The sequence below is a fragment of the Pseudomonas sp. PvP027 genome, assembly GCF_017833005.1.
Taxonomy (GTDB): domain Bacteria; phylum Pseudomonadota; class Gammaproteobacteria; order Pseudomonadales; family Pseudomonadaceae; genus Aquipseudomonas; species Aquipseudomonas congelans.
The window spans coordinates 5,062,967-5,086,470 of sequence record NZ_JAFIBK010000001.1 but is presented as its reverse complement, the minus strand read 5'-3'; the positions used below and the strand labels follow the sequence as shown (position 1 = coordinate 5,086,470).

At 60.9% G+C, this 23,504-nt stretch carries 18 protein-coding genes; 6 read left to right on the top strand and 12 right to left on the bottom strand.

All coding sequences use genetic code 11. The annotated features are described in order from the left end of the window. Positions 1-18 precede the first annotated feature (18 nt). The 7 genes from JOE33_RS22150 to JOE33_RS22120 form a co-directional block, all read right to left on the bottom strand. Positions 19-2,256: an ATP-binding protein gene (locus tag JOE33_RS22150; RefSeq protein WP_010435022.1), complete on the bottom strand. Its 2,238-nt coding sequence runs from the start codon at positions 2,254-2,256 to the stop codon at positions 19-21. Continuing rightward, a complete protein-coding gene (locus JOE33_RS22145) occupies positions 2,253-2,867 on the bottom strand; it encodes a biliverdin-producing heme oxygenase (protein WP_187626216.1) in 615 nt (204 codons plus the stop codon). The genes JOE33_RS22150 and JOE33_RS22145 overlap by 4 nt, the downstream gene beginning before the upstream one ends. Before the next feature lie 352 nt (positions 2,868-3,219). After that, the gene (locus JOE33_RS22140; protein ID WP_187626207.1) at positions 3,220-5,253 is read right to left on the bottom strand and encodes an LTA synthase family protein; all 2,034 of its coding nucleotides are present in this window, start codon (positions 5,251-5,253) and stop codon (positions 3,220-3,222) included. A 10-nt stretch (positions 5,254-5,263) separates the two neighbouring features. Then, positions 5,264-5,884, bottom strand: a complete 621-nt coding sequence (locus tag JOE33_RS22135) for a hypothetical protein (protein ID WP_096130618.1) — start codon at positions 5,882-5,884, stop codon at positions 5,264-5,266. Further along, positions 5,881-7,179 (bottom strand): sialidase family protein, encoded by a 1,299-nt coding sequence (locus tag JOE33_RS22130; RefSeq protein WP_054993231.1) that lies wholly within the window; start codon positions 7,177-7,179, stop codon positions 5,881-5,883. Before JOE33_RS22130 ends, JOE33_RS22135 begins: the two co-directional genes overlap by 4 nt. 38 nt (positions 7,180-7,217) lie before the next feature. Beyond that, positions 7,218-7,763, bottom strand: a complete 546-nt coding sequence (locus tag JOE33_RS22125; RefSeq protein ID WP_187626208.1) for a cytochrome b/b6 domain-containing protein — start codon at positions 7,761-7,763, stop codon at positions 7,218-7,220. Further along, positions 7,763-8,026 (bottom strand): PepSY domain-containing protein, encoded by a 264-nt coding sequence (locus JOE33_RS22120; protein ID WP_187626209.1) that lies wholly within the window; start codon positions 8,024-8,026, stop codon positions 7,763-7,765. The genes JOE33_RS22125 and JOE33_RS22120 overlap by 1 nt, the downstream gene beginning before the upstream one ends. 168 nt (positions 8,027-8,194) lie before the next feature. Between JOE33_RS22120 and JOE33_RS22115 the strand changes: the two genes are divergently transcribed. Continuing rightward, positions 8,195-8,857 carry a response regulator gene (locus JOE33_RS22115; RefSeq protein ID WP_003349281.1) on the top strand — a complete coding sequence of 221 codons (663 nt, stop codon included), beginning with the start codon at positions 8,195-8,197 and terminating at the stop codon, positions 8,855-8,857. Next, positions 8,854-10,227: a sensor histidine kinase gene (locus JOE33_RS22110; protein ID WP_122590168.1), complete on the top strand. Its 1,374-nt coding sequence runs from the start codon at positions 8,854-8,856 to the stop codon at positions 10,225-10,227. The genes JOE33_RS22115 and JOE33_RS22110 overlap by 4 nt, the downstream gene beginning before the upstream one ends. A gap of 12 nt (positions 10,228-10,239) precedes the next feature. Here the strand turns inward: JOE33_RS22110 and JOE33_RS22105 are convergent, their stop codons facing one another. Both JOE33_RS22105 and JOE33_RS22100 read right to left on the bottom strand, forming a co-directional pair. Continuing rightward, on the bottom strand, positions 10,240-11,526 hold the full coding sequence (locus JOE33_RS22105) for an FAD-binding oxidoreductase (protein WP_187626210.1): 1,287 nt from the start codon (positions 11,524-11,526) through the stop codon (positions 10,240-10,242). Between the two features lie 42 nt (positions 11,527-11,568). Further along, complete coding sequence (locus JOE33_RS22100; protein ID WP_122622108.1) at positions 11,569-13,059, bottom strand: aldehyde dehydrogenase family protein; 1,491 nt, start codon at positions 13,057-13,059, stop codon at positions 11,569-11,571. 254 nt (positions 13,060-13,313) lie between these two features. Between JOE33_RS22100 and JOE33_RS22095 the strand changes: the two genes are divergently transcribed. The 3 genes from JOE33_RS22095 (at position 13,314) to JOE33_RS22085 (ending at position 18,213) form a co-directional block, all read left to right on the top strand. Next, positions 13,314-14,561: an aspartate aminotransferase family protein gene (locus JOE33_RS22095; RefSeq protein WP_187626211.1), complete on the top strand. Its 1,248-nt coding sequence runs from the start codon at positions 13,314-13,316 to the stop codon at positions 14,559-14,561. 23 nt (positions 14,562-14,584) lie between these two features. Further along, on the top strand, positions 14,585-15,976 hold the full coding sequence (locus JOE33_RS22090; protein ID WP_187626212.1) for a VOC family protein: 1,392 nt from the start codon (positions 14,585-14,587) through the stop codon (positions 15,974-15,976). A gap of 908 nt (positions 15,977-16,884) precedes the next feature. Next, positions 16,885-18,213: a DUF3100 domain-containing protein gene (locus tag JOE33_RS22085; protein WP_187626213.1), complete on the top strand. Its 1,329-nt coding sequence runs from the start codon at positions 16,885-16,887 to the stop codon at positions 18,211-18,213. A 25-nt stretch (positions 18,214-18,238) separates the two neighbouring features. On the opposite strand, the gene JOE33_RS22080 is transcribed toward JOE33_RS22085, so the two are convergent. Next, complete coding sequence (locus JOE33_RS22080; protein WP_003314779.1) at positions 18,239-19,150, bottom strand: LysR substrate-binding domain-containing protein; 912 nt, start codon at positions 19,148-19,150, stop codon at positions 18,239-18,241. A gap of 129 nt (positions 19,151-19,279) precedes the next feature. Between JOE33_RS22080 and JOE33_RS22075 the strand changes: the two genes are divergently transcribed. Continuing rightward, the gene (locus JOE33_RS22075; protein WP_010434995.1) at positions 19,280-20,656 is read left to right on the top strand and encodes an L-serine ammonia-lyase; all 1,377 of its coding nucleotides are present in this window, start codon (positions 19,280-19,282) and stop codon (positions 20,654-20,656) included. 165 nt (positions 20,657-20,821) lie between these two features. Here the strand turns inward: JOE33_RS22075 and JOE33_RS22070 are convergent, their stop codons facing one another. Beyond that, positions 20,822-21,979, bottom strand: a complete 1,158-nt coding sequence (locus JOE33_RS22070; RefSeq protein ID WP_032612387.1) for a M20 aminoacylase family protein — start codon at positions 21,977-21,979, stop codon at positions 20,822-20,824. Positions 21,980-21,983: 4 nt separating this feature from the next. Further along, positions 21,984-23,501, bottom strand: coding sequence for an aldehyde dehydrogenase family protein (locus JOE33_RS22065; RefSeq protein WP_010434990.1), 1,518 nt, complete (start codon positions 23,499-23,501; stop codon positions 21,984-21,986). Positions 23,502-23,504 lie beyond the last annotated feature (3 nt).

Genomic DNA, 23,504 nt, shown 5'->3' with positions numbered 1-23,504 from the left:
TCAAGCCTGAGAAAGCGATCAAACCGCCATTGGCACCGTAAAGCGGAACTCGCTGCCCTCGCCCACCCGGCTTTGCGCAGCCAGTTCACCACCGTGGGCCTTGATGATGCCTTGCGAGATGTACAGACCCAGGCCAGTGCCGGTCGGGTTGCCTTCCTTGACGGTCCAGTAGCGTTCGAAGATGTGTGGCAACTGCTCGGGAGGGATGCCCTCGCCGGAGTCCCGCACGGTGAACACGATTTCAGTGCCATTGGACATTGCCGCCACACCGATCGTACCCATTTTCGGGGTGAACTTGATGGCGTTGCCGATCAGGTTGGACAGCACCTGGAAGAGACGCTCCGGATCGGCCTGGACCTTGAGGTCAGGCTCGGCGTTAAAGGAAATCTCGATGGACTTGTCCATCGCCAGCGGGGCCAGCAAGGTGTAGGCCTCCTCGAATATCTGGCTGACTTCCAGCGGCTGCGGCGTAATGGTGTAACGGCCCGCTTCGATTTTCGAGGTGTCGAGCAGGTCTTCCAGCAACACATTCATGCGGCTGGCCGCTTGCTGCATGGTATCGATTGCCGTGGAAATACGTCGCGACGTGTGCGGCCCATCGGAGCTGAACGACTTCTGCATCATTCCGCAGAGCATGGAAATGACCGTCATCGGATTACGCAAGTCGTGGGACACAACCGCTACCAGCTCATCGCGGGCGCGAACGGCCTGTTGCTCCCTGCGCACCTGACGGGCGAGGTCATTTTCCAGAGCGGAGCGGCGCAGGTCATTGGCGGCGAACACATCGCCATGACTCCACTTCGTCGCGATCCCGGTCATCTCGACCTTCCAGATTTCAAACGAGGTACGCGGCCGAAGGCGCATAACGCCTGCCGAACTCTCCATATCCAGTGGTTTTTTCGGATTACCGCTCCACTGGACCGTTTCCTTGACCTCGGGACGAAACCAGATAACGCCGTTGTCGACCGGCTTTGGCAGGCTCATCGCCAATACGCCGCTGGCAATTGGCTGATAAGCCTCGGCAGGCGGATAGACACTGGATAGATGATGACTGGCATACACTGGTTCGCCACCAGCGATCATCCAGGCATGCAGTGCACGTATGTCGGACGGCTCAGGGCAGATGCCGAAACAATGCGTTTGCCGGTCTTCGATGATGGCGACGCCGGTCGCGCCTACCAGATCCATTAATAACTGTGGTTGCTGCGCCAGACCATCGAAGACGTTTTCTTCAGACCCGGCCATCGCCAGATTCAATTGCTCGAGCGTTCTGACCTTCGCCTCTCGCTGACGGCTTATTTCCAGCGCTTCCATGGCGCTGATCTGCAGCGACAGCACCTGGCCTATCGCCTGGCAGGCGCTGCGCAGTTCATGGGACACGTACAACGGCGTGCGATTGCCGCAACTGATCAGCCCCCACAACTTGCCGCCCTGAATCAGCGACACACTCATGGATGACAGCACGCCCATGTTCTTCATGTACTGACAGTGGATCGGCGAAACACTGCGCAACGTCGAAAAGCTCAGGTCAAGCTGCTGCTGAGTGTCCGGGCGCAGTTGAGGCACCAAAGGCACCGGGGTGTAATCGGCATCGGGAATAATGCGCAGCCAATTGCGGCGATACAGTTCGCGTGCCTGCTCGGGAATGTCCGATGCCGGGAAGAACAACCCGTTGAAGAGCTCCATGCTTGGCGCCGAGGCTTCGGCGATCACCTGACCATGGCCTTCTTCTTCGAAACGGTAGATCAGCACGCGGTCATAACCGGTCATCTTCTGGACCTCGCGGACACTGACTTCATACAGGGTCTGCAGATCACTCGCAGCGTGCAGCTGGCGCAACATGCGCCCCATGTTGCCAGTGCGCTCGGAATAACTGACCGATTGCGTATCCTTGCCCTGAATTTCGAGTTCCAGAACCAGAACGCCCTGATGGCGATGCAACAAGGCTTCGAATTCGATGCCGTTGATCGACATCAGGAGGCGTTGCGCGTCGATGAACGAATCATGGGCACTGGCGCTTCTGATCACGTCGGCCCAGCCAGCGCCGAGCACACAGTCCAGCCCCTTGCCCAGCAACTGCTCGGGCACATGGCCCAGCAAATCCTGCACATTGGCACTGACTTGCAGGATCGTCAGTCCTGGCTCCTCAAGAGTAAACAGCAGGCCATGGGGTTGAATGGCCCCGGGAAACTGAATGGGCTCATCCGCACAATTGGCCAGAAGGACTTCAAAGGCATCTTTGTCGAGTTGGCTCATAACAGTACCTCTTGACCCTCGAGCCAGTGCTCGAAACATGCAAATGTGGAGTGCGCTGCAAAAGCGGCGGTATCAGTAAAGACAACTTCTCGCGGCACTTCGTCCAGATGATTAAGAAACGCCTTCCAACGAGGCCCTGTTCGGGCACCGTACACATCGAGAAAGGCCGTTCCACTTTGCTCATCCAGACCCAGGCGCCTGTTTATTTCGCGTCGCAACACCTGCCCGCCCAATGTCGCCCCTTCCAGTACATACATCACCCCCAGGCAAGCGCCGGGAGAATCAACAGCAGGCAGCTGCTGGCAGCGGGGCAATTGCCCGATGTCGTGATCGGGCATCCCTAGCGCACGCAGATCCTCGACCAGCACAGGGGTTTTGACCCTTTCGGCAGGGATAAGCTCCGCAGGTATCAAGGCACTCGCATGCAGTATCGCTTCAAGCGGTGCATAAAAACCGTAGTAGGCCTGAAGCAGGCGAAGGTAAAGAGCGTGATCCAGAGCGGATGAAAAAAACGGCATGCGTTTTTCAAGCTTGACGTGCAACTGACTGGTTTCAGCACGTAGTGCATCAAGCAGTTTCGGCGGGGGAACACGTGGAAAACTTGCCGGCATCCAGGAAGGCTCTTGAGTGTGCAATGGGCAGAAAACGCATCCGAGCGAAAACAGGCCGCCAAAATACAGATTCAGAGCAAAATCTGACAGGTTTTTCCTGCGTTTGCGATGAAATACCGCAAGCCATAAAGAAAAACAGTCAGCGTTACAAAACGACGGTTTGCAACTGCCCGCAAAATACGCACTCAACTAAAAACGAGAGTCGAAAACCGAGCCCTATACGCGTTTGATGCGTGCGTGGTTCACAGAGGCAAGCACTTTAACATCATCTAATAACGATGCCATCCTCACGCAAGCCACCGACTCGACCGGCGGCTCGCGTGATAGTCCTGAACAAGGCCAGCTCGCCTCATTAACGTACGTTCTGATATAGCATTATTCGCGAGGTTTCATGCAGACCGCGGGTGAGGTCACGCAGCCGTTCGAACTCTTGCGGGTTCTGTTCGGCGACGTTATCCAGCGGCGTGTGGGAAGACAGGTCGTGGAGCGTTGGCGAACTGCCGTCGTGCTCCATTTGCAGCAGGTAGTTACGCGTGACACCGCCGATCAGGGGGAACGTGCCTTCGCGCAGCACCAGTGGCACCACTCGCTCACCTTCCGGAGCCGCCTGCTGAATGTCACGGCCCATGGTACCGCTGGTGAAGTCCATACCGGCCATCCCTGCCAGGGTCGGCAACAGGTCGGCGAGACCGACCGCTTCGTCGACAACCCTTGTGCCCAGCAGGCCGGGGGCGTGAATCAACAGCGGAACGTTGTTGCTCTCCAGGCCCAGTTGCTCGAACGCTGGCGCCATGTGCGGGATCTGGCTGATGCGCGTGTTGTGATCGCCAAACAGCACGAAGATGGTGTTTTCGTAGTAACCGCCCGCTTTCGCCAGTTCCATCAACCGACCGATATTGAAATCCAGCAGGCGCACTGCGTTGTACTGCTCCACGCTGCGTGAACCGGCGGCCTGGACCTGCTCCACGGTCTTGTCGCTGACCTGAAAACCGTCATTGTCCTTCGGAATGGTAAACGGCCGGTGATTGCCCGCAGTCTGCACGTAGGCAAAGAACGGTTTGTCGGCTGGCAATGCACGCAGGATTCGGTCGCTCTCCTTGAACAGATCCAGGTCGGAAATCCCCCAGACATCCACCTGCGGTGACTTCCAGTCACGCTCGTCGTACAGCCGTACGTCGTCGATACTGCGACGGATCAAAGCGTTCATGTTGGCCCAACCGGAATTGCCACCAATCATGTAAAGCTTCTCGTAACCCTTGAAGTCGTTGATGATGGTGTTTTGCCGTGTGAGCAACGGATGACGCGTGGCGGTTTCCTGCCGGGTGACGTCGGGCACCCCGGTGATGCTCGCCCAGACCGTTTTGGCAGTGCCGGTAACCGGTACGTAAAAGTGCTTGAAGAACCAGCTTTGAGTGGCCAGATGGTCGAGGTTAGGCGTCGGGTTCAGCGGGTTGCCGTATGCGCCGACGGCACTGGTGCCCAGCGATTCGAGCATGACGAACATGACATTCGGCGGCCGCTCGCCCGGCAGCCGGTAGGGCTGCACGGTCTGGTGACGTTTGAAACTCAACCCCTGCACGTCTGGCTGGGGAACGCCCAGATAACGCGCAACCTGTTCATAGTGCTTGCGCACCTCGGGTTCGTCGAAGTTCGACTGCGAGACCTTGAGCGTGTCGTACAGGAACAGCGCCGGGTTGAGCCCCAGAGCCGCCACCTGACTGTTACCGGAGAAGAACGCATCGCTCCAGCGCAACGGTACCGGGTTTTCCAGATTGAGATTCTCGACCCGGCCCAGCAGGCCGAGGAAGGTTGCACAGACCATCAGGGCCGAACCCCAGACCACGGACCAGCGTTTGATCGGCCTGGCCTCACGGTCCAGGGTGGCACGTTCAAGCCTGATCAACGCCCAGCCGAGCGCCGCGACAGTAAGCAGCCAGCCGACAGTGATCCACAGCACTGGATAGGTCTGCCAGAGCATGTCCCGGGAAATCTGCGCATCCTCCAGGTAGCGCAGCACGCTGGCGTTAAGCCTGACACCGAGATAGGCGTAATGGCCGAAATCGACGATATGAATCATCGTCAGAATCGCCAGCGCGACGATCAGATAGCCTCGCGCCAGCCAGCGCAAGGCACGCACGCTGATCAGGTTCCAGCACGGCAACCAGAGCAGCACCGCGACCGGCAGCAGTATCAGCAGCGCCAGGCGCAAGTCGAAGCGCAAACCGATGCCCAGCGTCTGAGCGACCTCGTCATGCGTGAACAGCGTGCCCGGTTCGATGCCGGAAAACCCGTAGAAGAACACGCCCCTCAGCAACGCCGACAGCAGGAACACCAACATGACCGCGCCCAGCCAATAATGCAGGCGTCGCGATTGCAACCAACTCATCGTCATTCCTCTAGACATTGCCGACAGACAGAGCGGCCGGACGGCGCGCCTCCATTGCCCGGCGATAAACAAAACGGACAGCCAAAACCAGCAAGGCCCCACAACAGTACAGGCCAAGCAGCGGGTCGATCAGGTAATCCCAATAATTTTCCGATGGCTTTATGCGGAAAGTGAAGGCCAGCGTCGCCGCGCTGAGCATCACTGCGGCCAGTGCATTGCGCATCAGGACCAGCCCCAGCGCGATGACAGCGACAATGATGATCATCGGCCGCGGGTTGTAGCCCCAGCGGTACGGATCGAAATACGTCAGGCCCAGCGTGGCCGGGTACAGGGTCAGTGCCAGCGCAGCGAACACCAACAGCACCACCCCGCGCCTGGACGCTGCCAGCGGCTGGAGCACACCCAATCGCTGCAGGGTCAGCCAGCCCAGCAGCGCCAGACTGCTGATGGCCAGGTCATCGGTCAGGCTGCGCGCATAGGATGCCATCGACAGCCCGTCGATCGAGATCACACTCAATAGCGAGACCGCGGCCAGCAGGCCGCAGCGCCACCATAACGATGCGGTCAAGGGCGCCAACAGTACAAACAGGGTCCAGGCAAACGCCAGATGAGCCAATCCCAACGCGATCATAAAAGTTGCTCCGCCAGCCAGGCCTCGTTGAAGCTGACATGCTTGATGAAGGTGTTATTCCATGAGTAGACCAGGTGATACAGGCCATCCGGGCTGCGGATGAAGTACGGGTATTCGTATTCGAAATCGCAGCCCTGGGGCGAGCAGACGCGCTGGTCCAGATTGCTCAGAAAGGCCTCTTCCATCGGTTGACGCAGGGCGCCACTGGAACTGCGGAAGCCCTCGCCGATCACCTCCTTGTACGCCTCAAGGGTAAACGGCGTGCCCAGCGGATCGGGCGACTTGTCGAAATCCATCAATGGCCGCCAGACGTTCATCTCCTCGTCAGTACCGTACAGGCTGAGCTTGAAGCGCCCCTCGCGCAGGTCATTGAGCGCCACCAGCAGCCCCTTGCCCGGCACACCGACCGCAGCCAGCGAAGAATTGGGGTTGCTCGGGGTCAACGGATACGGCTCGCTCCAGCTCTGCCCGCCGTCTTCGGTGCGGCTGGCCAGCACCCGGTGGAACGTCTCGCCGGCGTAGCGCAACAAGGCCACGGCGCGCTGTCCATCCAGGGGCACGACGGTGGGCTGCAGGGAATTATTGCCACGGCTGATGCGAAACTTGTCGATCACTTCACCGTCGGCGCTCAGGTACAGGTATTCGGCAAACTTGCCGAGAAACTCGTGATAAACCGGCAGGCCGATCGAGCCGTCGGCATGAAACACCGGCGCGCCGCGTACCAGCGTACTGATGTTCAGAAACGGCGTTGTCACCAGTTGCCACGGCGGCGACCAGTTGGCCCCCATGTCGCTGGAGACCATGGCGTTGACCGTGCTGCCCGCCCAGCCGCCGACCGAAACTGAAACGTAGAACAGCCACAGGCGATTGTCCGGAGCCAGGGCGATCACCGGATTGCCCAGTTTGCGGATGTATTTGCCAGTGCCCGACTGGGTGGACTCGCGGGTTGCCAGCACCTGCTCGCCGCCCCACTCACCACTGGCTGCATCGAAGCGCGAGGTACGTATTTCAACGTCGCCCGCCCCTTCGCGAGAGCCGGCGAACCACACCGACATCAGGTCGCCACCGGGCAACGCCGTCACGGCTGAGGAATGCACGAAGTCGTCCAGGTCGGAGGACGCGAAACGAGAAATATAGGACGCCTTGGGCGCCACGCTCTCAGCGCCAACTGGTGCTGCACTGACCGCAAAAGGCGCAATACGGTGCTGTGGATGGCTGAGCCACGCACTGAGAAAAATCGCCACAACAATCAGGCCTGCGCTCCATGCAGTCAGGTTTCGGGAAATAACAGGCATAGGGAGGCATCACTGTGAAAAGGAACAAGGGTGTGGTTTCAGCGATGGCGATCTTCGGGCAACGGACGTCGTTTGCCTGTCAGCATCGACAAGGGCAGGTTGTCACGCACCTGAAAGCTTTCGAAGATGGCGGCAGTCATGTGCAGTACCACCAGGGCACACAATGTGTTGGCGAGAATTTCATGGATGTCCTGCGGCCAGTCGGCGCCCCACAAGGCATCGACCTCTTCCATCAGAAAACCGGTCAGGCCCATACCGAAGATCAGCACCATCATTAGTACCATGACCAGCGCGCCGAGCGGAGAATGGCCGAGCCGATGCATCGGCCGCCGATCGATCAGCGAGCGGATATGTGCACGCAGGCGCGCCGGATTTGGCCAGAAATCGCTCCAGCGTGCGCTGCCCGGCCCGATGAATCCCCACACCACTCGCACCGCCAGCCAGGCAACCGCGTAATAGCCCAGCCAGATATGCCAGTCGCCACCTGCTTCATTGAAGAAATAATTGGCAACAAAAACACCCGCGATCGAGACGTGAAACAGCCTAACCAGCGGGTCCCACAGGCGCAGGGAAACACGGTTCATTACTTGCTCTCGGTCTTCACCGCTTTACCCGTCACCGGATCGTGGTAGATCTCGACCTTGCGCTTGTCCTTGTCGAAGCCATAGATTTCGTAGCAGTTGCCATCAGTCACCTTGAACTTGCTGATCTCATAACCCTGAGCCTTGAGCTGCTCCTGGAACTTGGCCTGATCCTGCCATTGGGACTTTTCAGCCGTGGTGCATTGCGGCCCGGCAAGTGCCAGCGGGCTGGCCAGACACAGGGAAATCAGCAGGACTTTACGCATGACAGACACTCGCAAGCAGTTAAGGAGCGCCTACTGTGCGAAACGAATCTTAGGAAAAGCTTAATACGTAACAGCTCGTAACATCTTCCCGGACACGCGGCACTTCGCGCTGCTGCCTGCTGACGGCATCATGGCGCCCTTCTTCCCCACACTCACCGGTCAAACCCTATGCGCCTGCTTCTCGTCGAGGATGATCGAGCCATTGGTCAAGGCATCCGCGTGGCCCTGAATACCGAGGGCTACACCCTCGACTGGCTGGAGGACGGGCTGAGCGCGCTGCACGCCCTGCGCAGCGAGCCATTCGACCTGTTGCTGCTCGACCTCGGACTGCCGCGCATGGATGGCCTGGACCTGCTGCGCCAGTTGCGCGCCGAAGCACTCACCCTGCCGGTGCTGATCCTGACCGCGCGCGACGGGACTGCCGACCGTATTGCCGGTCTGGATGCCGGTGCGGACGACTACCTGATCAAGCCATTCGACGTCGATGAACTGAAAGCCCGGGTCCGCGCCCTGCTCAGGCGCAGCCAGGGCCGTGCGCAACCGCTGCTGGAACACGCTGGCATCAGCCTCGACCCTGCGTCGCAACAGGTCAGTTTCCAGGGCAGCGAAGTACCGATGACGCCTATGGAGTACCAGTTGCTGCATCAACTGATGATCCGCCCCGGCAAGGTGGTCACCCGTGAGCGCTTGTCCAATACCCTGTACGGCTGGCAGGACAAGGTCGAAAGCAACACGCTGGAGGTGCTGATTCACAACCTGCGCAAGAAGCTGTCCACCGAGCTGATCCGCACCGTGCGCGGCGTCGGCTACCTGCTGGAGCTCAAGGCATGACTTCGGTACGCGCGCGCATTCTGGTCCCGGTACTGATGCTGTTGCTGCTCGGCGACCTTACGATCAGCCTGCTCGCCCTGCGCGACAGCCATCACGAAATCGAAGAAGTCTACGATGCACAGCTGGCCCAGAGTGCGCGCCTGCTACAAGGTGTACTGCGTCAGCGCGCAGCGGGCGAACAGGACCTCGACAAGCTGTACCAGGCGTTCGATCAGGCCATGAGCCGGGTCGGCACCAGTGGCGTGGCCCATCCCTACGAAACCCGGCTGACCTTTCAGGTCTGGCGAACCTCGGGCGAACTGCTGGTACGCTCGGCCGAAGCTCCTCTGCTCAGTGCACCTCCGGCAACCGAAGGCTCCCATGACCTGGTCGAGAACGGGCACGAGTGGTGCGGCTTTCTCCTCGCCGATCCGCAGCAGGGTTTTCTGATCTGGGTGGGTGAGCGCGATGATGTGCGCCAGGACCTGATTCAGCGCATTGTCAGTCACACGCTGTGGCCAACGCTGATCGGTGTGCCGCTGCTGGTGGTCGCGATCTGGCTGGCCATCGGCTGGGGCCTGCGCCCGCTGCAAGCAATGGCCAGAGTCATCCGCAAGCGCGATGCCGAAAGCCTCGAACCGCTTGATGTGACGCCACTGCCCAAAGAACTGGAGCCCATGCAGTACGCGCTCAACCGCCTGCTGACCCAGATCGAGAGTGTGCTGGAGCGCGAGCGGCGCTTCATCGCCGACGCCGCCCACGAACTGCGCACGCCGCTGACCATCCTGCGCATCCACGCACAGAACGCGCGCCAGGCCGAAACCCCGGAGCAACGTCTGGAGGCACTGGATTTCCTCGTACACGGCGTCGATCGCGCCGCGCGCCTGGCCAGTCAGTTATTGACCATGGCACGCCTGGAGCCGCGCCTTGAAGTCAGCCAGTTACAGACGTTCGAGTTGAACACGCTGGTACGCGAGGAAATGGCCGAACTCACGCCGCTGGCACTGGAGAAACGCGTCGATCTGGTGTTTGAGGAAGGCGAGGATTGCGTGATCCGCAGCGACCCGGCAGCCATCACCATTGCCCTGCAGAACCTGCTGACCAATGCGCTGAATTTCGCCCCGACCGCCAGCGAGATTCGCGTCGCCCTGCATGCCCAGGAAGATGGCAGCGCGCACCTGTCAGTCGAAGACGCAGGGCCAGGTATCGACGAGCAGCAGAAGGCGCGCCTGTTCGAACGCTTTTACAGCCAGGGCCACAGCAATGGCGCAGGGCTGGGGCTGGCGATCGTCGACATGATCGTGCGCAAACTGGAAAGCAGCCTGCACCTGCGCAACTCGGCGCAGGGCGGACTGTGTGCAGAGCTGCGCATCAAGAGCAGAACAGGCTGAACCCCGCTCGACTCAAAGCACCACGCGCAGGCATTGCCCGGCGTGATACAGGGTGAAACCCGTGTCGTAAGCCAAGCTACGCAGCGAACTGCCCGAGACCTTCTTGCCGCTTGAAAAGCTCATCGGCAAAGCAGCCGCGTCGTTGCTCAGCAGGTAATCGGCAAAGCATTTGCCCACCAGTGTCCCGGTAGTCACCCCGCGACCATTGAAACCGGTCGCCGCCAGCAAGCCTGGCGCAGGTTCGAAGAGGCGCAACAAGTGGTCCGGCGTAAAGCCGATGCGCCCGGTCCAGGTGCTCTGCCACTCGACCCGGCCCAGTTGCGGGAAGTAATGCTGCTGGACGCGATCCGCCCACTGACGAATGAACCACAGCGGATAATTGCCGGCGTTACCCAGGCTGCCCAGCAGCAAGCGCCCATGAGCATCGCGACGAATGTTGCTGAGCACCGCGCGCGTGTCCCAAGAACCCTGCCCGCCGCGCAGAATCTGCGCCTGCTCGGCACCGCTGAGTGGCTGCGAAGCGACCTGATAATAGTAGCCCGTGAAGATGTGATCCTTGATATCGGTCCACTCGCCTTCGGTGTAGGCATTGGAGGCGATGATCACTTTCTCGGCGCGCACACTGCCTGCCACAGTAGAGACCTTCCAGCCGTCAGCGGTGCGTTGCAAGCCGTTGACAGGAGAATCGCCGAACACGTGCCCACCCTGCGCCACCACGTTGAGCGCCATGCCCGAGACATAGGCCATCGGGTTCACCGTACCGGCGCGGTGATCAAGCAAGGCGCCGCTGACCTTGTCGGTGCCACAGGCGTCTTCGCAGGGTTTGCCGGTCAGCAATTCGACATTGGCACCGCGCCGCTGCCACTGTGCGGCGCGGCTGCGCAAGTCGGCCAGGCCCTTGGCGTTATGCGCCATGTGCAGGTTGCCGGTGCGGGTGTCCTGGCAATCGATGCGGTACTTGTCGATGGTCGCGAACACCAGTGCCGGTGCCGCGCCCAATGCGCTATTCAGTCGGCTGGCCTCGACGCTGCCCAGTACCTTGTCCAGCTCATCGGGCGCCACCCAGGTCCCGGCATTCACCAGACCGACGTTGCGTCCGGAACCGCCATGCCCGACATGGTGCGCTTCGACCACGCACACTGTCTTGCCGCCTTCCAGCAAGCGCAACGCCGCCGACAGACCGGTGAAACCGGCGCCGATGATGCACACGTCGGCGCTCCGCTCACCGCTAAGGGCCGGGCTGACCGGACGTTGCGGAGTCAATTGTTCCCACAGACAGCCTTCAGCAAACTGCACCATCGAAAAACTCCAGCAATGTCGGTAGTAAGCGCCCGCTTCAAATCAGTCGAAAACGATGCCCTGGGCCAGCGGCAATTCGCGAGAGTAGTTGACGGTGTTGGTCTGCCGGCGCATGTAGGCGCGCCACGAATCGGAGCCGGACTCGCGACCGCCACCGGTCTCCTTCTCGCCGCCAAATGCCCCGCCGATTTCCGCACCGCTGGTGCCGATATTGACGTTGGCGATGCCACAATCGCTGCCCGCTGCGCTCTGGAAAGCTTCGGCCTCGCGCAGGTCAGTGGTGAAAATGCACGACGACAGACCCTGCGGTACTTCGTTGTTCAGGCGCAGGGCCTCTTCGAAGTCGTCGTAGGCCAGCACGTAGAGAATCGGCGCGAAGGTTTCGTGACGCACGACTTCGCTCTGGCCAGGCATTTCGGCGATGGCCGGCGTGACGTAATAGCCGTTCGGGTATTTGTCCTGCAACTGACGCTCGCCACCGAACACCTGCCCGCCTTCGTCACGAGCCTTGGTCAGCGCGTTCTGCATGGCCGAAAAGGCTTGCTGGTCGATCAGCGGACCGATCAGATTGCCTTCACGCGGATCACCGACACGCACCTTGGCGTAGGCTGCCTTGACGCGGGCGACGACTTCGTCCTTGATCGAACGATGCACAATCAGGCGGCGCAACGTGGTGCAGCGCTGACCGGCGGTGCCTACCGCACTGAACAGAATGCCGCGCACGGCCAGGTCCAGATCGGCGCTCGGGGCCAGAATCATCGCGTTGTTGCCGCCCAGTTCCAGAATGCTGCGCCCGAAACGGGCGGCAACACGCGGACCGACTTCACGGCCCATGCGGGTGCTGCCGGTGGCGCTGATCAGTGGCACACGAGGGTCATCGACCAGCGCTTCACCGGCGTCACGGTCACCGATCACCAATTGCGCCAGCGCTGCGGGTGCATCACCGAAAATCTTCAGCGCCTTGTCGAACAGCGCCTGACAGGCCAGGGCCGTCAGCGGAGTCTTTTCCGAAGGTTTCCAGATCACCGGGTTGCCGCAGACCAGCGCCAGTGTGGTGTTCCAGGCCCAGACCGCAACCGGGAAATTGAACGCACTGATCACGCCGACCACACCCAGCGGGTGCCAGGTTTCGCGCATGTGATGACCAGGACGCTCGGAGGCGATGGTCAGGCCGTACAGCTGGCGCGACAGACCGACGGCGAAGTCGCAGATGTCGATCATTTCCTGCACTTCACCCAGACCTTCCTGAGTGATCTTGCCGGCCTCGACCGACACCAGCTCGCCCAGATCAGCCTTGTGCTCACGCAGCACTTCACCAAAGATCCGCACCAGCTCGCCACGCCGTGGGGCCGGTACTGTGCGCCACTTCAGAAACGCGCTGTGGGCGCTGTCGATACGCGCCACGACCTGGGCCTTGTCTTCAAGCGTGACCGAGGCAATCCGGCTGCCATCAATCGGGGTGTAGACCGGATAGTCCCCTTGTGTGTGGGCACTGCTCGCCACGCCCAGACGTGCTAATAACTCGGCAACCATGTTGATTCTCCTGTCATGAACCACGGTGGAAATCATCGATGGCCTGAGTATCAAGCCACTCGGGGCCTGGCTACAAACGACGTTTTTGAAAAACATGATTCCTTTTAGGAATGAACTTCCGGTCATTAACAACCGGGAAGGCCATTACATCGGGAATTATTGGAATGACCCGGTGATTTTATTTCGTTTGCGAGCGTTGCCCGATGTTTGTTTCGATAAGGCCATGATGATCACCCGGAGTCAGGGCCAGGCCGATGAGCGAACACATCAGCGAATCCATTTCGTTTGTCCACAACATGACGTTGTCCCATGGCCGCAATGCCGAAGTCTGGGACACCGCCGGCAAGCGCTACATCGACTTTGTCGGCGGCATCGGGGTGCTCAATCTGGGGCACTGCAACCCGCAGGTGGTCACGGCCATTCAGGATCAGGCGGCAAAGCTCACCCACTATTGCTTCAACGCAACGCCTCACGACCCGTATATCCGCTTCATGCAGCAGCTCACGCAATTCGTGCCGGTCAGTTACCCCCTCAGCGGCATGCTCACCAACAGCGGTGCGGAGGCGGCCGAAAATGCGCTGAAGATCGTGCGTGGTGCTACCGGCCGCACGGCAGTCATCGCGTTCGACGGTGGCTTTCATGGCCGAACGCTGGCGACCCTGAATCTCAATGGCAAGGTGGCGCCCTATAAACAGAAAGTCGGTGTGCTGCCCGGTCCGGTCTTTCACGTCCCGTTCCCCAGCAAGGACAACGGCGTGTCCACCGAGCAGGCACTCAAGGCCATGGACCGGCTGTTCAGCGTCGAGATCGACGTCAACGACGTGGGCTGCATCATCTTCGAACCGGTGCAGGGCGAAGGCGGTTTTCTGGCCATGCAGCCGGACTTTGCCCAGGCCTTGCGAGCGTTCTGCGATAAGCACGGCATCGTGCTGATCGCCGATGAAATCCAGTCCGGCTTCGGCCGTACCGGACAGCGTTTTGCGTTCAGTCGTCTGGGCATCGAGCCGGATCTTATTCTGCTGGGCAAAAGTATTGCGGGCGGCATCCCGCTGGGTGCCGTGGTAGGTCGCAAGCAGTTGCTGGACAACCTGCCCAAGGGTGGCCTGGGCGGCACGTATTCCGGCAACCCGATTGGCTGCGCAGCGGGCCTCGCGTCACTGGCGCAGATGACCGATGCCAACCTGTCCAGTTGGGGCGAGCAGCAGGAACACGCCATCGTTTCACGCTATGAAGCCTGGCGCGCAAGCAGCCTGTCACCGTATCTGGGCAGGCTGACCGGTGTCGGTTGCATGCGCGGTATCGAATTGATCACGCCAGAGGGCGAACCCGGCACCCGGCAGCTCGCCGAACTGCTGAGCTCAGCCAGGGACGCCGGGCTGCTGCTGATGCCGAGCGGCAAGTCGCGGCACATTATCCGCCTGCTGATCCCGCTGACCATCGAGCCCGACGTGCTGCACGAAGGACTGGATATTTTCGAGCGCTGCCTGGCGGCGCTGGCTTGAACCCGTACGGAGAAAACACCCTGATGAGCACAGCACGCTTTGCCGACCCGGATCAGATCCGCGCGGGCTTTTCTCGCGCCATGTCGCAGATGTACAAGCACGAAGTGCCGCTGTACGGCACGCTTATGGCGCTGGTGAGTGAAGTCAACGAACAGGTCATGAGCCATGACAGCCGTGTGCTGGACAGCTTGCACCAGACCGGTGAAATCCAGCGTCTGGACATGGAACGGCACGGTGCGATTCGCGTCGGCACCGCACAGGAACTGGCCACCCTCGCCCGCCTGTTCGCGGTCATGGGCATGCAGCCGGTCGGTTACTACGACCTGAGCGCAGCCGGTGTGCCGGTTCACTCCACCGCCTTTCGCGCCGTGCATGAGCAGGCGCTGCAAGTCAGTCCGTTTCGCGTGTTTACCTCATTGCTGCGCCTGGAATTGATCGAAAGCGACAGCCTGCGTGAGTTCGCAAGTCAGGTGCTGGGCAAACGCAGTATCTTCACGCCCGGCGCCCTGGCGTTGATCGAGAAGCATGAAGCAGACGGCGGCTTGAGCGAAGCCGATGCGGCCGAGTTCATTCAGCAGGCGCTGGAAACCTTTCGCTGGCACAACACGGCGACCGTTTCGCTGGACGACTACCAGAAGCTCAACACTCAGCATCGCCTGATCGCTGATGTGGTGGCGTTTCGGGGTCCGCACATCAACCATCTGACGCCACGCACGCTGGACATCGATGCGGTTCAGGCCGGCATGCCCGGCAAAGGCATTACACCCAAGGCAGTGGTCGAAGGACCGCCGCGTCGTCAGTGTCCGATTCTGCTGCGCCAGACCAGCTTCAAGGCGCTGGAAGAACCGATTGCTTTCATGGGTCATGGGGGCGCTCAGTCGGGCAGCCACTCGGCACGCTTCGGCGAGATCGAACAACGTGGCGCTGCACTGACGCCCAAAGGCCGCGAGCTGTATGACCGGCTGCTGAACGAGGCCCGCGACGCGCTGGGCGAGTTCCCCAATGAGGCCAATGCCCTACGCTATGCCGGGCTGCTGGAAAAGACGTTCGAGGCGTTTCCGGACAGCCACGCTGAAATGCGCAGGCAGGGCCTGGCCTACTTCCGCTATTTCCCGACCGAATCCGGTATTGCCGCGCGTGCATCCGGCAGCCTGGAGCAGCGTGTCGAAGCTGGCCATGTGCGCTTCGAACCACTGGTGTACGAAGACTTTTTGCCGGTCAGTGCGGCAGGCATCTTCCAGTCCAACCTGGGCGATAACGCCCAGACGCACTACGCGACGACTTCGAATCAGCAGGATTTCGAACGAGCACTGGGCCGCGAGACGCTCAACGAACTGGACCTGTATGCCGATACCCAACGGCGCTCACTGGAGGAATGCGCCAGGGCGCTGGAGCTGAGCAGTCCCGGCTACTAGCTGCATGCCTGCGCAGGGCGTCGGCACGACAGTTGAGATGATCGTTCCTCACGCTCTGCGTGGGAATGCAGTTCTCGACGCTCTGCGTCGCAAAAGAGGACGCAGAGCGTCCGGAACGGCATACCGACGCGGAGCGTCGGCACGATAGTCAAACCCCTCGCAAGCAATGCCTACACGGAGCGCCAGCACGACAGTTGAGATGATCGTTCCTCACGCTCTGCGTGGGAATGCAGTTCTCGACGCTCCGCGTCGCAAAAGAGGACGCAGAGCGTCCGGAACGGCATACCGACGCAGAGCGTCGGCACGATAGTCAAACCCTTCGCAAGCAATGCCTACGCGGAGCGCCAGCACGACAGTTGAGATGATCGTTCCTCACGCTCTGCGTTGGAATGCAGTTCTCGACGCTCTGCGTCGCAAAAGAGGACGCAGAGCGTCCGGAACGGCATACCGACGCGGAGCGTCGGCACGATAGTCAAACCCCTCGCAAGCAATGCCAACGCGGAGCGTCGGCACGATAGTCATCTTGCCTCGCAGAGCCCTCAAGATCGGACGCCCTGCGTCACATTCCCGGGGCGTTCTGTGTTCTGTTTAAGGCAACGATAAATAAAATTCGTAATATTGGTGTGTAACCTCGCGCTATGCATACTGCGATTGCGTGTGGACAGCAAAGTGCCGTATTCAAAGGCTCATCCCTTCAAATAACGCACCCTGTGATCCCCTTGCAAAGGCTCGAAGCAGCCTGGGTCTGGATCACATTCAGACCTCATAAAAATACCTGGCCGGATAACGGTCTCCATGACTTCATGGACTTTTTAACGCTGCCCTGGCGCTTTACCGCGCCGACCTGAAAAACAGAATAACGATTGATAAGGCCTGAAAAAGGCCATTCAGCAGGCAAGGGGATCATCATGCAAAACTCACACGCTGCAGTGTCGGGTGACAATCAGGCCGTTTCATCGACGGTGAAACTGTATGTCTGGGCCGCCGTTATCCTCACCATTGCCGAAATGATCGGTGCCGTCAGTATCTCGCTGGGCCCCGGCAAGGTGGTGTTGTTGCCGATGGTGTGGGCGCTGCTGCTGGGCGCGATGATCGGCCTTGCCAGCCGCCGTATGCCAGGCACCATTGGCATCGATCACGGCACGCAACTGCGCTCGGCCTCCATTCTGCAACCTGCCCTGCTGCTTTTCATTGCCAAGCTCGGCCTGGTGGTCGGCGGCTCGCTGCCGGTGGTGTTCGCCTCCGGGTGGGCGCTGATGTTTCAGGAGTTCGGCCACTTCGTCGGCACCGTGATGCTCGGTCTGCCGGTCGCACTGATGCTCGGTATCAAGCGCGAAGCCATTGGTGCGACCTTCTCGGTCGGCCGTGAGCCGAGCCTGGCAATCATCGGCGAGCGCTATGGCATGGACTCTCCTGAAGGCCGCGGCGTATTGGCCGAGTACCTGACGGGTACCCTGTTCGGCGCGCTGTTCATTGCCATCGTCGCCGGGTTTATCGCCAGCCTGGGGATCTTCCATCCCAACTCGCTGGCGATGGGCTCAGGCATCGGCTCGGGCAGCATGATGGCCGCCGCTGCCGGGGCCATTGCCGCGCAACAGACACCGGAAGTCGCCAAGGAAGTCATGACCCTGGCGGCAGCCTCGAACCTGATCACCACCACCATCGGCACCTACTTCACCCTGTTCATCTCCCTGCCACTGGCGGTCTGGGGCTATCGTGTGCTCGAGCCGCTGATCGGCCGCACCACCAAGGCATCGATGAGCGAGGAAGGCCTGCGCCACAGCGACGTGTCGCTGGAGGTGCCGGAACTGGGCTGGTCGGGCAAGATCAGTGCCTGGCTGGCGGCGGGTGCACTGGCACTGATTGCCAACTATGTCGGCTACAAGACACTGTCAGGCGATGCCTTCACCGGCATGGGCATCATGATTTTCTGTGCCTTCGTGGGTGAGGTGTTTTGCAACCTGCTTCGCCGCAAGATCCCTGCGGTGTGCATGGTGTCGCTGGTGGCAATGTTCCTGACCTCGCCAGCTTGCCCCTGGGCCGCCGAGATTGCGCGGATCACCAGCTCGATCAACCTGCTGGCGGTCATTACTCCGATGCTGACCTTCGCCGGTCTGTCGATTGCCAAGGACCTCCCGGCCTTCCGCCGCCTGGGCTGGCGGATTGTGCTGGTATCGTTCCTGGCCAACTTCGGTACGTTCATCGGTGCGGTATTGATCGCCGAGCTGTTCCATTGATCCGCACCGCTTGATTCGCCCTGAGTCAGCCCAGCGCCTCGTTCACCAGCCAGTCATGCACTGCGCGACGTGACGGGGTGCTGAGCGCACCTTCGCGATAGGCCAGCACGTATTTCTTCCTGGCCTTGATCGGATGGCCGAAAGGCACGATCAGCAAGCCCTGCTCCAGCTCATCGGTAATCAGCGCCTTGCGCGCAATGGCCACGCCCATGCCCATACGCGCCGCGTCGATGGTCAGGTGATTACGGTTGAACGTGTGGCCGCGACGCACGTCGATGCCATCGGCACCGATGGCCGTCAGGTAGAACTCCCACTCTGCATATTCATAGCTACCGCGCCAGGCGGTGATGTCGTGCAGCAATGGAAAGTGCACCAACTGACTGGGCGTATCCAGCGGCGGCTTGCCCACCAGCAGGTCTGGCGAGCAGACCGCGAACAGCTCCTCCTCCAGCAAGGGCGTAGTCGACAACCCCGGATAGCTGCCGTCGTTCAGGTCGATGGCCAGATCGAAATCGTCATCACGCAACGACCCGCTGCTGTCCTCGGCAATGATCCGCAACTGGATGTCCGGAAACGCCGCCTGCAAGCGTGGCAGGCGCGGCATCAGCCATTTGCTCAGGAATGACGGGATACAACGCAGCTTGAACACCCCGCCGATACGCCCGGAATACAGCAAGCGCAGCTCTTCGCTGATACGGCTCTGCACTTCGTTGGCGACCACCGCCAGACGCTGACCCTCAGCGGTCAGCTCAAGCCCGCGCCCGACCCGGTGAAACAGCGCAAAGCCCAGGCGCTCTTCGAGCTGGCGCATCTGCTGACTGATTGCGCCAGGGGTGACGTGCAATTCTTCCGCGCAGCGGGTGAAGGACAGGTGACGGGCCGCGCAGGCGAACACCTGTAGCCAGGCGTGCATCTGTGCGTTGAAGATTCTGCTCATTGAAGAGTTCCGCTAAAGCGTTGCATAGCAACAATCGTTTGTCGTTTCGACAGCCGAAGCCAAAGATGAGTAACAGAAAAAGGGGAATACCAAATTCCCGTGCATCATCTCACCTGAAGGACCTTCGTGATGGCTATCAGCGTCTTCGACATGTTCAAAATCGGCATCGGGCCGTCCAGTTCGCACACCGTCGGGCCAATGCGCGCCGGTGCGCTGTTCGTGACCGAGCTGCGCAACCAGAACCGCTTGCACAGCGTAGAACGGCTCGAGGTGCGATTGTACGGTTCCCTGTCGGCCACGGGCATTGGTCACGGCAGCGATCGCGCGACAGTCATGGGCCTGATGGGTGAGTGGCCTGACCAGATCGACCCCAGTCAGGTCAACCAGCGCATTGATGCGCTGCGTGCCGATAACCAACTGATGCTGGCGGGCGAACAGGCCATCACTTTCGTCTGGGAGCGGGACATGTGCCTGCTCGATGAAAGCCTCCCCTACCACCCCAATGGCATGACCCTGTGTGCCTACGGCAAGAACGGCGAACTCTACGAGCAGACCTACTATTCGGTGGGCGGCGGTTTTGTGATCGACGCTGAACAGGCCGCCAGTGGCGTACTGGACAACGATACAACCGTCCTGCCCTATGATTTTTTCAGCGGCGCGCAGTTACTGAGGCTGTGCAAGACCCACGGCATGAGCATTTCCGAACTTATGATGGCCAACGAAAAGGTCTGGCGCAGCGAGGAAGAAATCCGCGAGAAAATCATGGTGATCTGGGCCGCGATGCGCGCCTGCGTCGACAAGGGCCTGGTGGAGACCGGCATCCTGCCCGGTGGCCTGAACGTGCGGCGGCGTGCCTACCGCCTGCATCAGAACCTGCAGAACCTGGATAACCCCAACGTGATCGGCTCGACCTTAAGCGCCATGGAATGGGTCAACCTGTTCGCCCTCGCGGTCAACGAAGAAAACGCCGCAGGCGGGCGCATGGTGACGGCGCCCACCAATGGCGCAGCTGGCATCGTGCCCGCCGTGCTGCATTACTTCATGAAATTCAAACCCACGGCCAATGACGACGACGTGGTGCGGTTTTTCCTGAGCGCTGCTGCGGTCGGCATTCTGTGCAAGAAAAACGCCTCGATTTCTGGTGCCGAAGTCGGTTGTCAGGGTGAGGTAGGCTCGGCCTGCGCAATGGCCGCCGCCGGTTTGGCGGAGATCCTCGGCGCGACGCCCGAGCAGGTGGAGAATGCCGCGGAGATCGGCCTGGAGCATAATCTGGGCCTGACCTGCGACCCGGTCGGCGGGCTGGTGCAGATCCCCTGCATCGAGCGCAATGCGATTGCTGCCGTGAAGGCCATCAATGCCGCCCAGATGGCCCTGCGCGGCGACGGCGAGCACCACATCTCGCTGGACCACGCCATCCGTACCATGCGCGACACCGGCGCCGACATGCACGACAAATACAAGGAAACCTCACGCGGCGGGCTGGCAGTCAATCTGATCGAGTGCTGACTGGCATCCACCGACACCGCGATCTGTTCGAGAGCGTTCGGGAAGGTACATCTGCTGCGGATGTACCTGCCTTTTCGCGAACAAGCGAAGCGTTGCCCGATTCGTGCCTAAGGCCTACGGCCAGAGTCGAAGGCAGGCGTGAGCATCACGCTGGGCACAAGCCATTCAAGCCACTGGCAGGCACTGCTCTACCAGCGAGGTCCAGACCGCAACGCCGGGTTCGATGACCTGGTCGTTGAAGTCGTAGTACGGGTTGTGCAACGCCGCTGACGGCTTGTCGCCGTCGACGCCCATCCAGATGTAGGCACCCGGGCAGGCGTGCAGCATGAAGGCGAAGTCTTCGGAGGCCATCGACGGGTTACAGCCCCACTGCACGTTGGCCTCGCCCACTGCAGCGACCGCTGCACGACGGATCGTGGCTGCTGCTTCGACGTGGTTTTCGGTCACCGGGTAGCCGACGTTGTAGACCAGCTCGCCGCGCACGCCGAAGGCCGTCGGCATACACTCGACGAACTCGCCGATCAGGCGCTGAACCTTTTCCCGCACAGGGGTTTGCAGGCAACGCACGGTGCCACGCAGCGTGGCGGTTTCCGGGATCACGTTGATCGCCTCGCCGGCATTGAACTGAGTGATGCTGACCACCGCCGAATCGAGTGGCGACAGGCGCCGGGAGACGATGGTTTGCAGCCCCAGGACCAGTTCGGCCGCGGCCACGATCGGATCGTTGCCCTTGTCCGGCATGGCTGCGTGGCTGCCCTTGCCGGTCAGGATGATTTCAAAAGTGTCGAGCGACGCCATCATCGGCCCCGGATTGATCACCACCTTGCCCGCAGGCACACCCGGCCAGTTGTGCAGGCCGTAGATGGCTTCCATCGGAAAGCGCTCGAACAGCCCGTCTTCGATCATTCGCTGTGCGCCGCCGAGGTTCTCCTCGGCAGGCTGGAAGACGAAATGCACCGTACCGCGAAAGCGCCGAGTCTCGGCCAGATGCCTGGCGGTAGCCAGCAGGATCGCGGTATGGCCATCGTGACCGCAGGCGTGCATGCAGCCCTTGTGGGTCGACTTGTGAACGCTGTCGCCCAGCTCCTGAATCGGCAAGGCATCCATGTCGGCACGCAGGCCGATGGTCGGGCCATCGCCGTTACGCAGGGTGCCGACCACGCCAGTGCCGCCCAGACCACGGTGAATCTCGATGCCGAAACTGCTCAGCAGCTCTGCCACCTTGTCGGAGGTCTTCAGCTCCTGGAACCCCAGTTCCGGCGCGGCGTGAAGGGTGCGGCGCCACACGGTTGCTTCGTCAATCAACGTCTTTGAAATGGACATGTGCTTACTCCAGACTCGCGCCGTAGCCAAAGCTGGCGGCTGGCTTGGCGGCGGTTTCGACCCAGACGCTTTTCACTTCACTGTACTCGCGCAGGGCATCCAGACCGGAAGACCGGCCATAACCACTCTCACCATAGCCGCCGAATGGCGAACTGACGTGAATAGTCTTGTAACCGTTGACCCAGAAGGTCCCGGCACGTACTTGTCTGGCAACACGGTGGGCGCGGCCGACATCACGGGTCCAGACACCACCGGCCAGGCCGAAACGGCTGTCGTTGGCGATGCGGATAGCGTCCTCTTCGTCCTTGAACGGAATCGCCACCACCACCGGGCCGAAGATCTCTTCCTGCGCGCAGTACAGCGCGTTGGTGCCCGCCAGAACGGTCGGGTTGATGTAGTAACCGGGTTTTTCCGGGATCGGATCAGCGTGCTCGCCCACCAGCTTCGCGCCGTCTTTGAGCGCCTGCTCGACCATGTTTTTCACATGGCTGTATTGCTTGGCGTTGTTGATCGGGCCGATCTGGGTTTCCGGATCGCTCGGATCACCGACCTTGAACTGCGTCGCAGCCACCGCCAGGGCATTGGTGAACTTCTCGAAGATCGACTCCTGCACCAGCAGGCGTGAACCGGAAACGCAGCTCTGCCCCGCACCGGAAAAGATTGCAGCCTGGGCACCGCGCAAGGCGACTTCCAGGTCGGCATCGTCGAACACGATGTTGGCCGACTTGCCGCCCAGTTCCAGCACCGCAGGAATGCAGCGCTGCGCTGCCGCCACGGCGATATGCCGGCCAGTGGCTGGCGAGCCGACGAACACCACCTTGCGAATGTCAGCCTTGGCAATGAACGCTTGGCCGATGGAGTGACCAAAACCGGCAATCACGTTGACCAGCCCTTTCGGCACGCCGGCACGCTCGATCAGCACGCCGACCATCAGCGAGCTGAGCGGGGTCAGCTCTGACGGCTTGAGAATGACCGCGTTGCCCGCTGCAATCGCCGGGGCGATCTGCCAGCCGCAGGTGAAGATCGGGGCATTCCAGGGTGTGATCTGCAACACCGTGCCCAGCGGTTCGTAGGTCACGTAGTTCAGGTGCGTGGTCGGCACCGGGATGATTTCGCCATGCAGCTTGTCCGCCCAACCGGCGTAATACTCGAACATCTCGGCCACTTTGAGCACTTCGACACGGGCATCGCGGATCGGCTTGTTGGCGGTCAGGGATTCGATCTGCGCGAGGTTTTCCAGCTCGTCACGAATCAGATTGCCCACCTGATACATGGCGCGGCCGCGCGCCTGAGCGGTGAGCGCCCACCATTGTTGTTGCGCAGCCTTCGCCGCCTTGTCGGCCACATCGACCAACGACTCGTCGGCGTCCGGGAAACTCAGCAGCAGGCTGTCGTCATGAGCATTGCGCACTTCGACGGGCGCGCCGTGGCCTTCGATGAACTGGCCGCCGACGTAGCTGGCGATGACACTGCGATCGCCCCAGTAAGGACGCATCAGTTCGAGGATTTTTGCAGTGCTCATCGC

Bases quoted from the DNA above. Each gene is read 5' to 3' on its own strand.
- JOE33_RS22150 (WP_010435022.1), bottom strand. From the start codon at position 2,256: ATGAGCCAACTCGACAAAGATGCCTTTGAAGTCCTTCTGGCCAATTGT.
- JOE33_RS22145 (WP_187626216.1), bottom strand. From the start codon at position 2,867: ATGCCGGCAAGTTTTCCACGTGTTCCCCCGCCGAAACTGCTTGATGCA.
- JOE33_RS22140 (WP_187626207.1), bottom strand. From the start codon at position 5,253: ATGAGTTGGTTGCAATCGCGACGCCTGCATTATTGGCTGGGCGCGGTC.
- JOE33_RS22135 (WP_096130618.1), bottom strand. From the start codon at position 5,884: ATGATCGCGTTGGGATTGGCTCATCTGGCGTTTGCCTGGACCCTGTTT.
- JOE33_RS22130 (WP_054993231.1), bottom strand. From the start codon at position 7,179: ATGCCTGTTATTTCCCGAAACCTGACTGCATGGAGCGCAGGCCTGATT.
- JOE33_RS22125 (WP_187626208.1), bottom strand. From the start codon at position 7,763: ATGAACCGTGTTTCCCTGCGCCTGTGGGACCCGCTGGTTAGGCTGTTT.
- JOE33_RS22120 (WP_187626209.1), bottom strand. From the start codon at position 8,026: ATGCGTAAAGTCCTGCTGATTTCCCTGTGTCTGGCCAGCCCGCTGGCA.
- JOE33_RS22115 (WP_003349281.1), top strand. From the start codon at position 8,195: ATGCGCCTGCTTCTCGTCGAGGATGATCGAGCCATTGGTCAAGGCATC.
- JOE33_RS22110 (WP_122590168.1), top strand. From the start codon at position 8,854: ATGACTTCGGTACGCGCGCGCATTCTGGTCCCGGTACTGATGCTGTTG.
- JOE33_RS22105 (WP_187626210.1), bottom strand. From the start codon at position 11,526: ATGGTGCAGTTTGCTGAAGGCTGTCTGTGGGAACAATTGACTCCGCAA.
- JOE33_RS22100 (WP_122622108.1), bottom strand. From the start codon at position 13,059: ATGGTTGCCGAGTTATTAGCACGTCTGGGCGTGGCGAGCAGTGCCCAC.
- JOE33_RS22095 (WP_187626211.1), top strand. From the start codon at position 13,314: ATGAGCGAACACATCAGCGAATCCATTTCGTTTGTCCACAACATGACG.
- JOE33_RS22090 (WP_187626212.1), top strand. From the start codon at position 14,585: ATGAGCACAGCACGCTTTGCCGACCCGGATCAGATCCGCGCGGGCTTT.
- JOE33_RS22085 (WP_187626213.1), top strand. From the start codon at position 16,885: ATGCAAAACTCACACGCTGCAGTGTCGGGTGACAATCAGGCCGTTTCA.
- JOE33_RS22080 (WP_003314779.1), bottom strand. From the start codon at position 19,150: ATGAGCAGAATCTTCAACGCACAGATGCACGCCTGGCTACAGGTGTTC.
- JOE33_RS22075 (WP_010434995.1), top strand. From the start codon at position 19,280: ATGGCTATCAGCGTCTTCGACATGTTCAAAATCGGCATCGGGCCGTCC.
- JOE33_RS22070 (WP_032612387.1), bottom strand. From the start codon at position 21,979: ATGTCCATTTCAAAGACGTTGATTGACGAAGCAACCGTGTGGCGCCGC.
- JOE33_RS22065 (WP_010434990.1), bottom strand. From the start codon at position 23,501: ATGAGCACTGCAAAAATCCTCGAACTGATGCGTCCTTACTGGGGCGAT.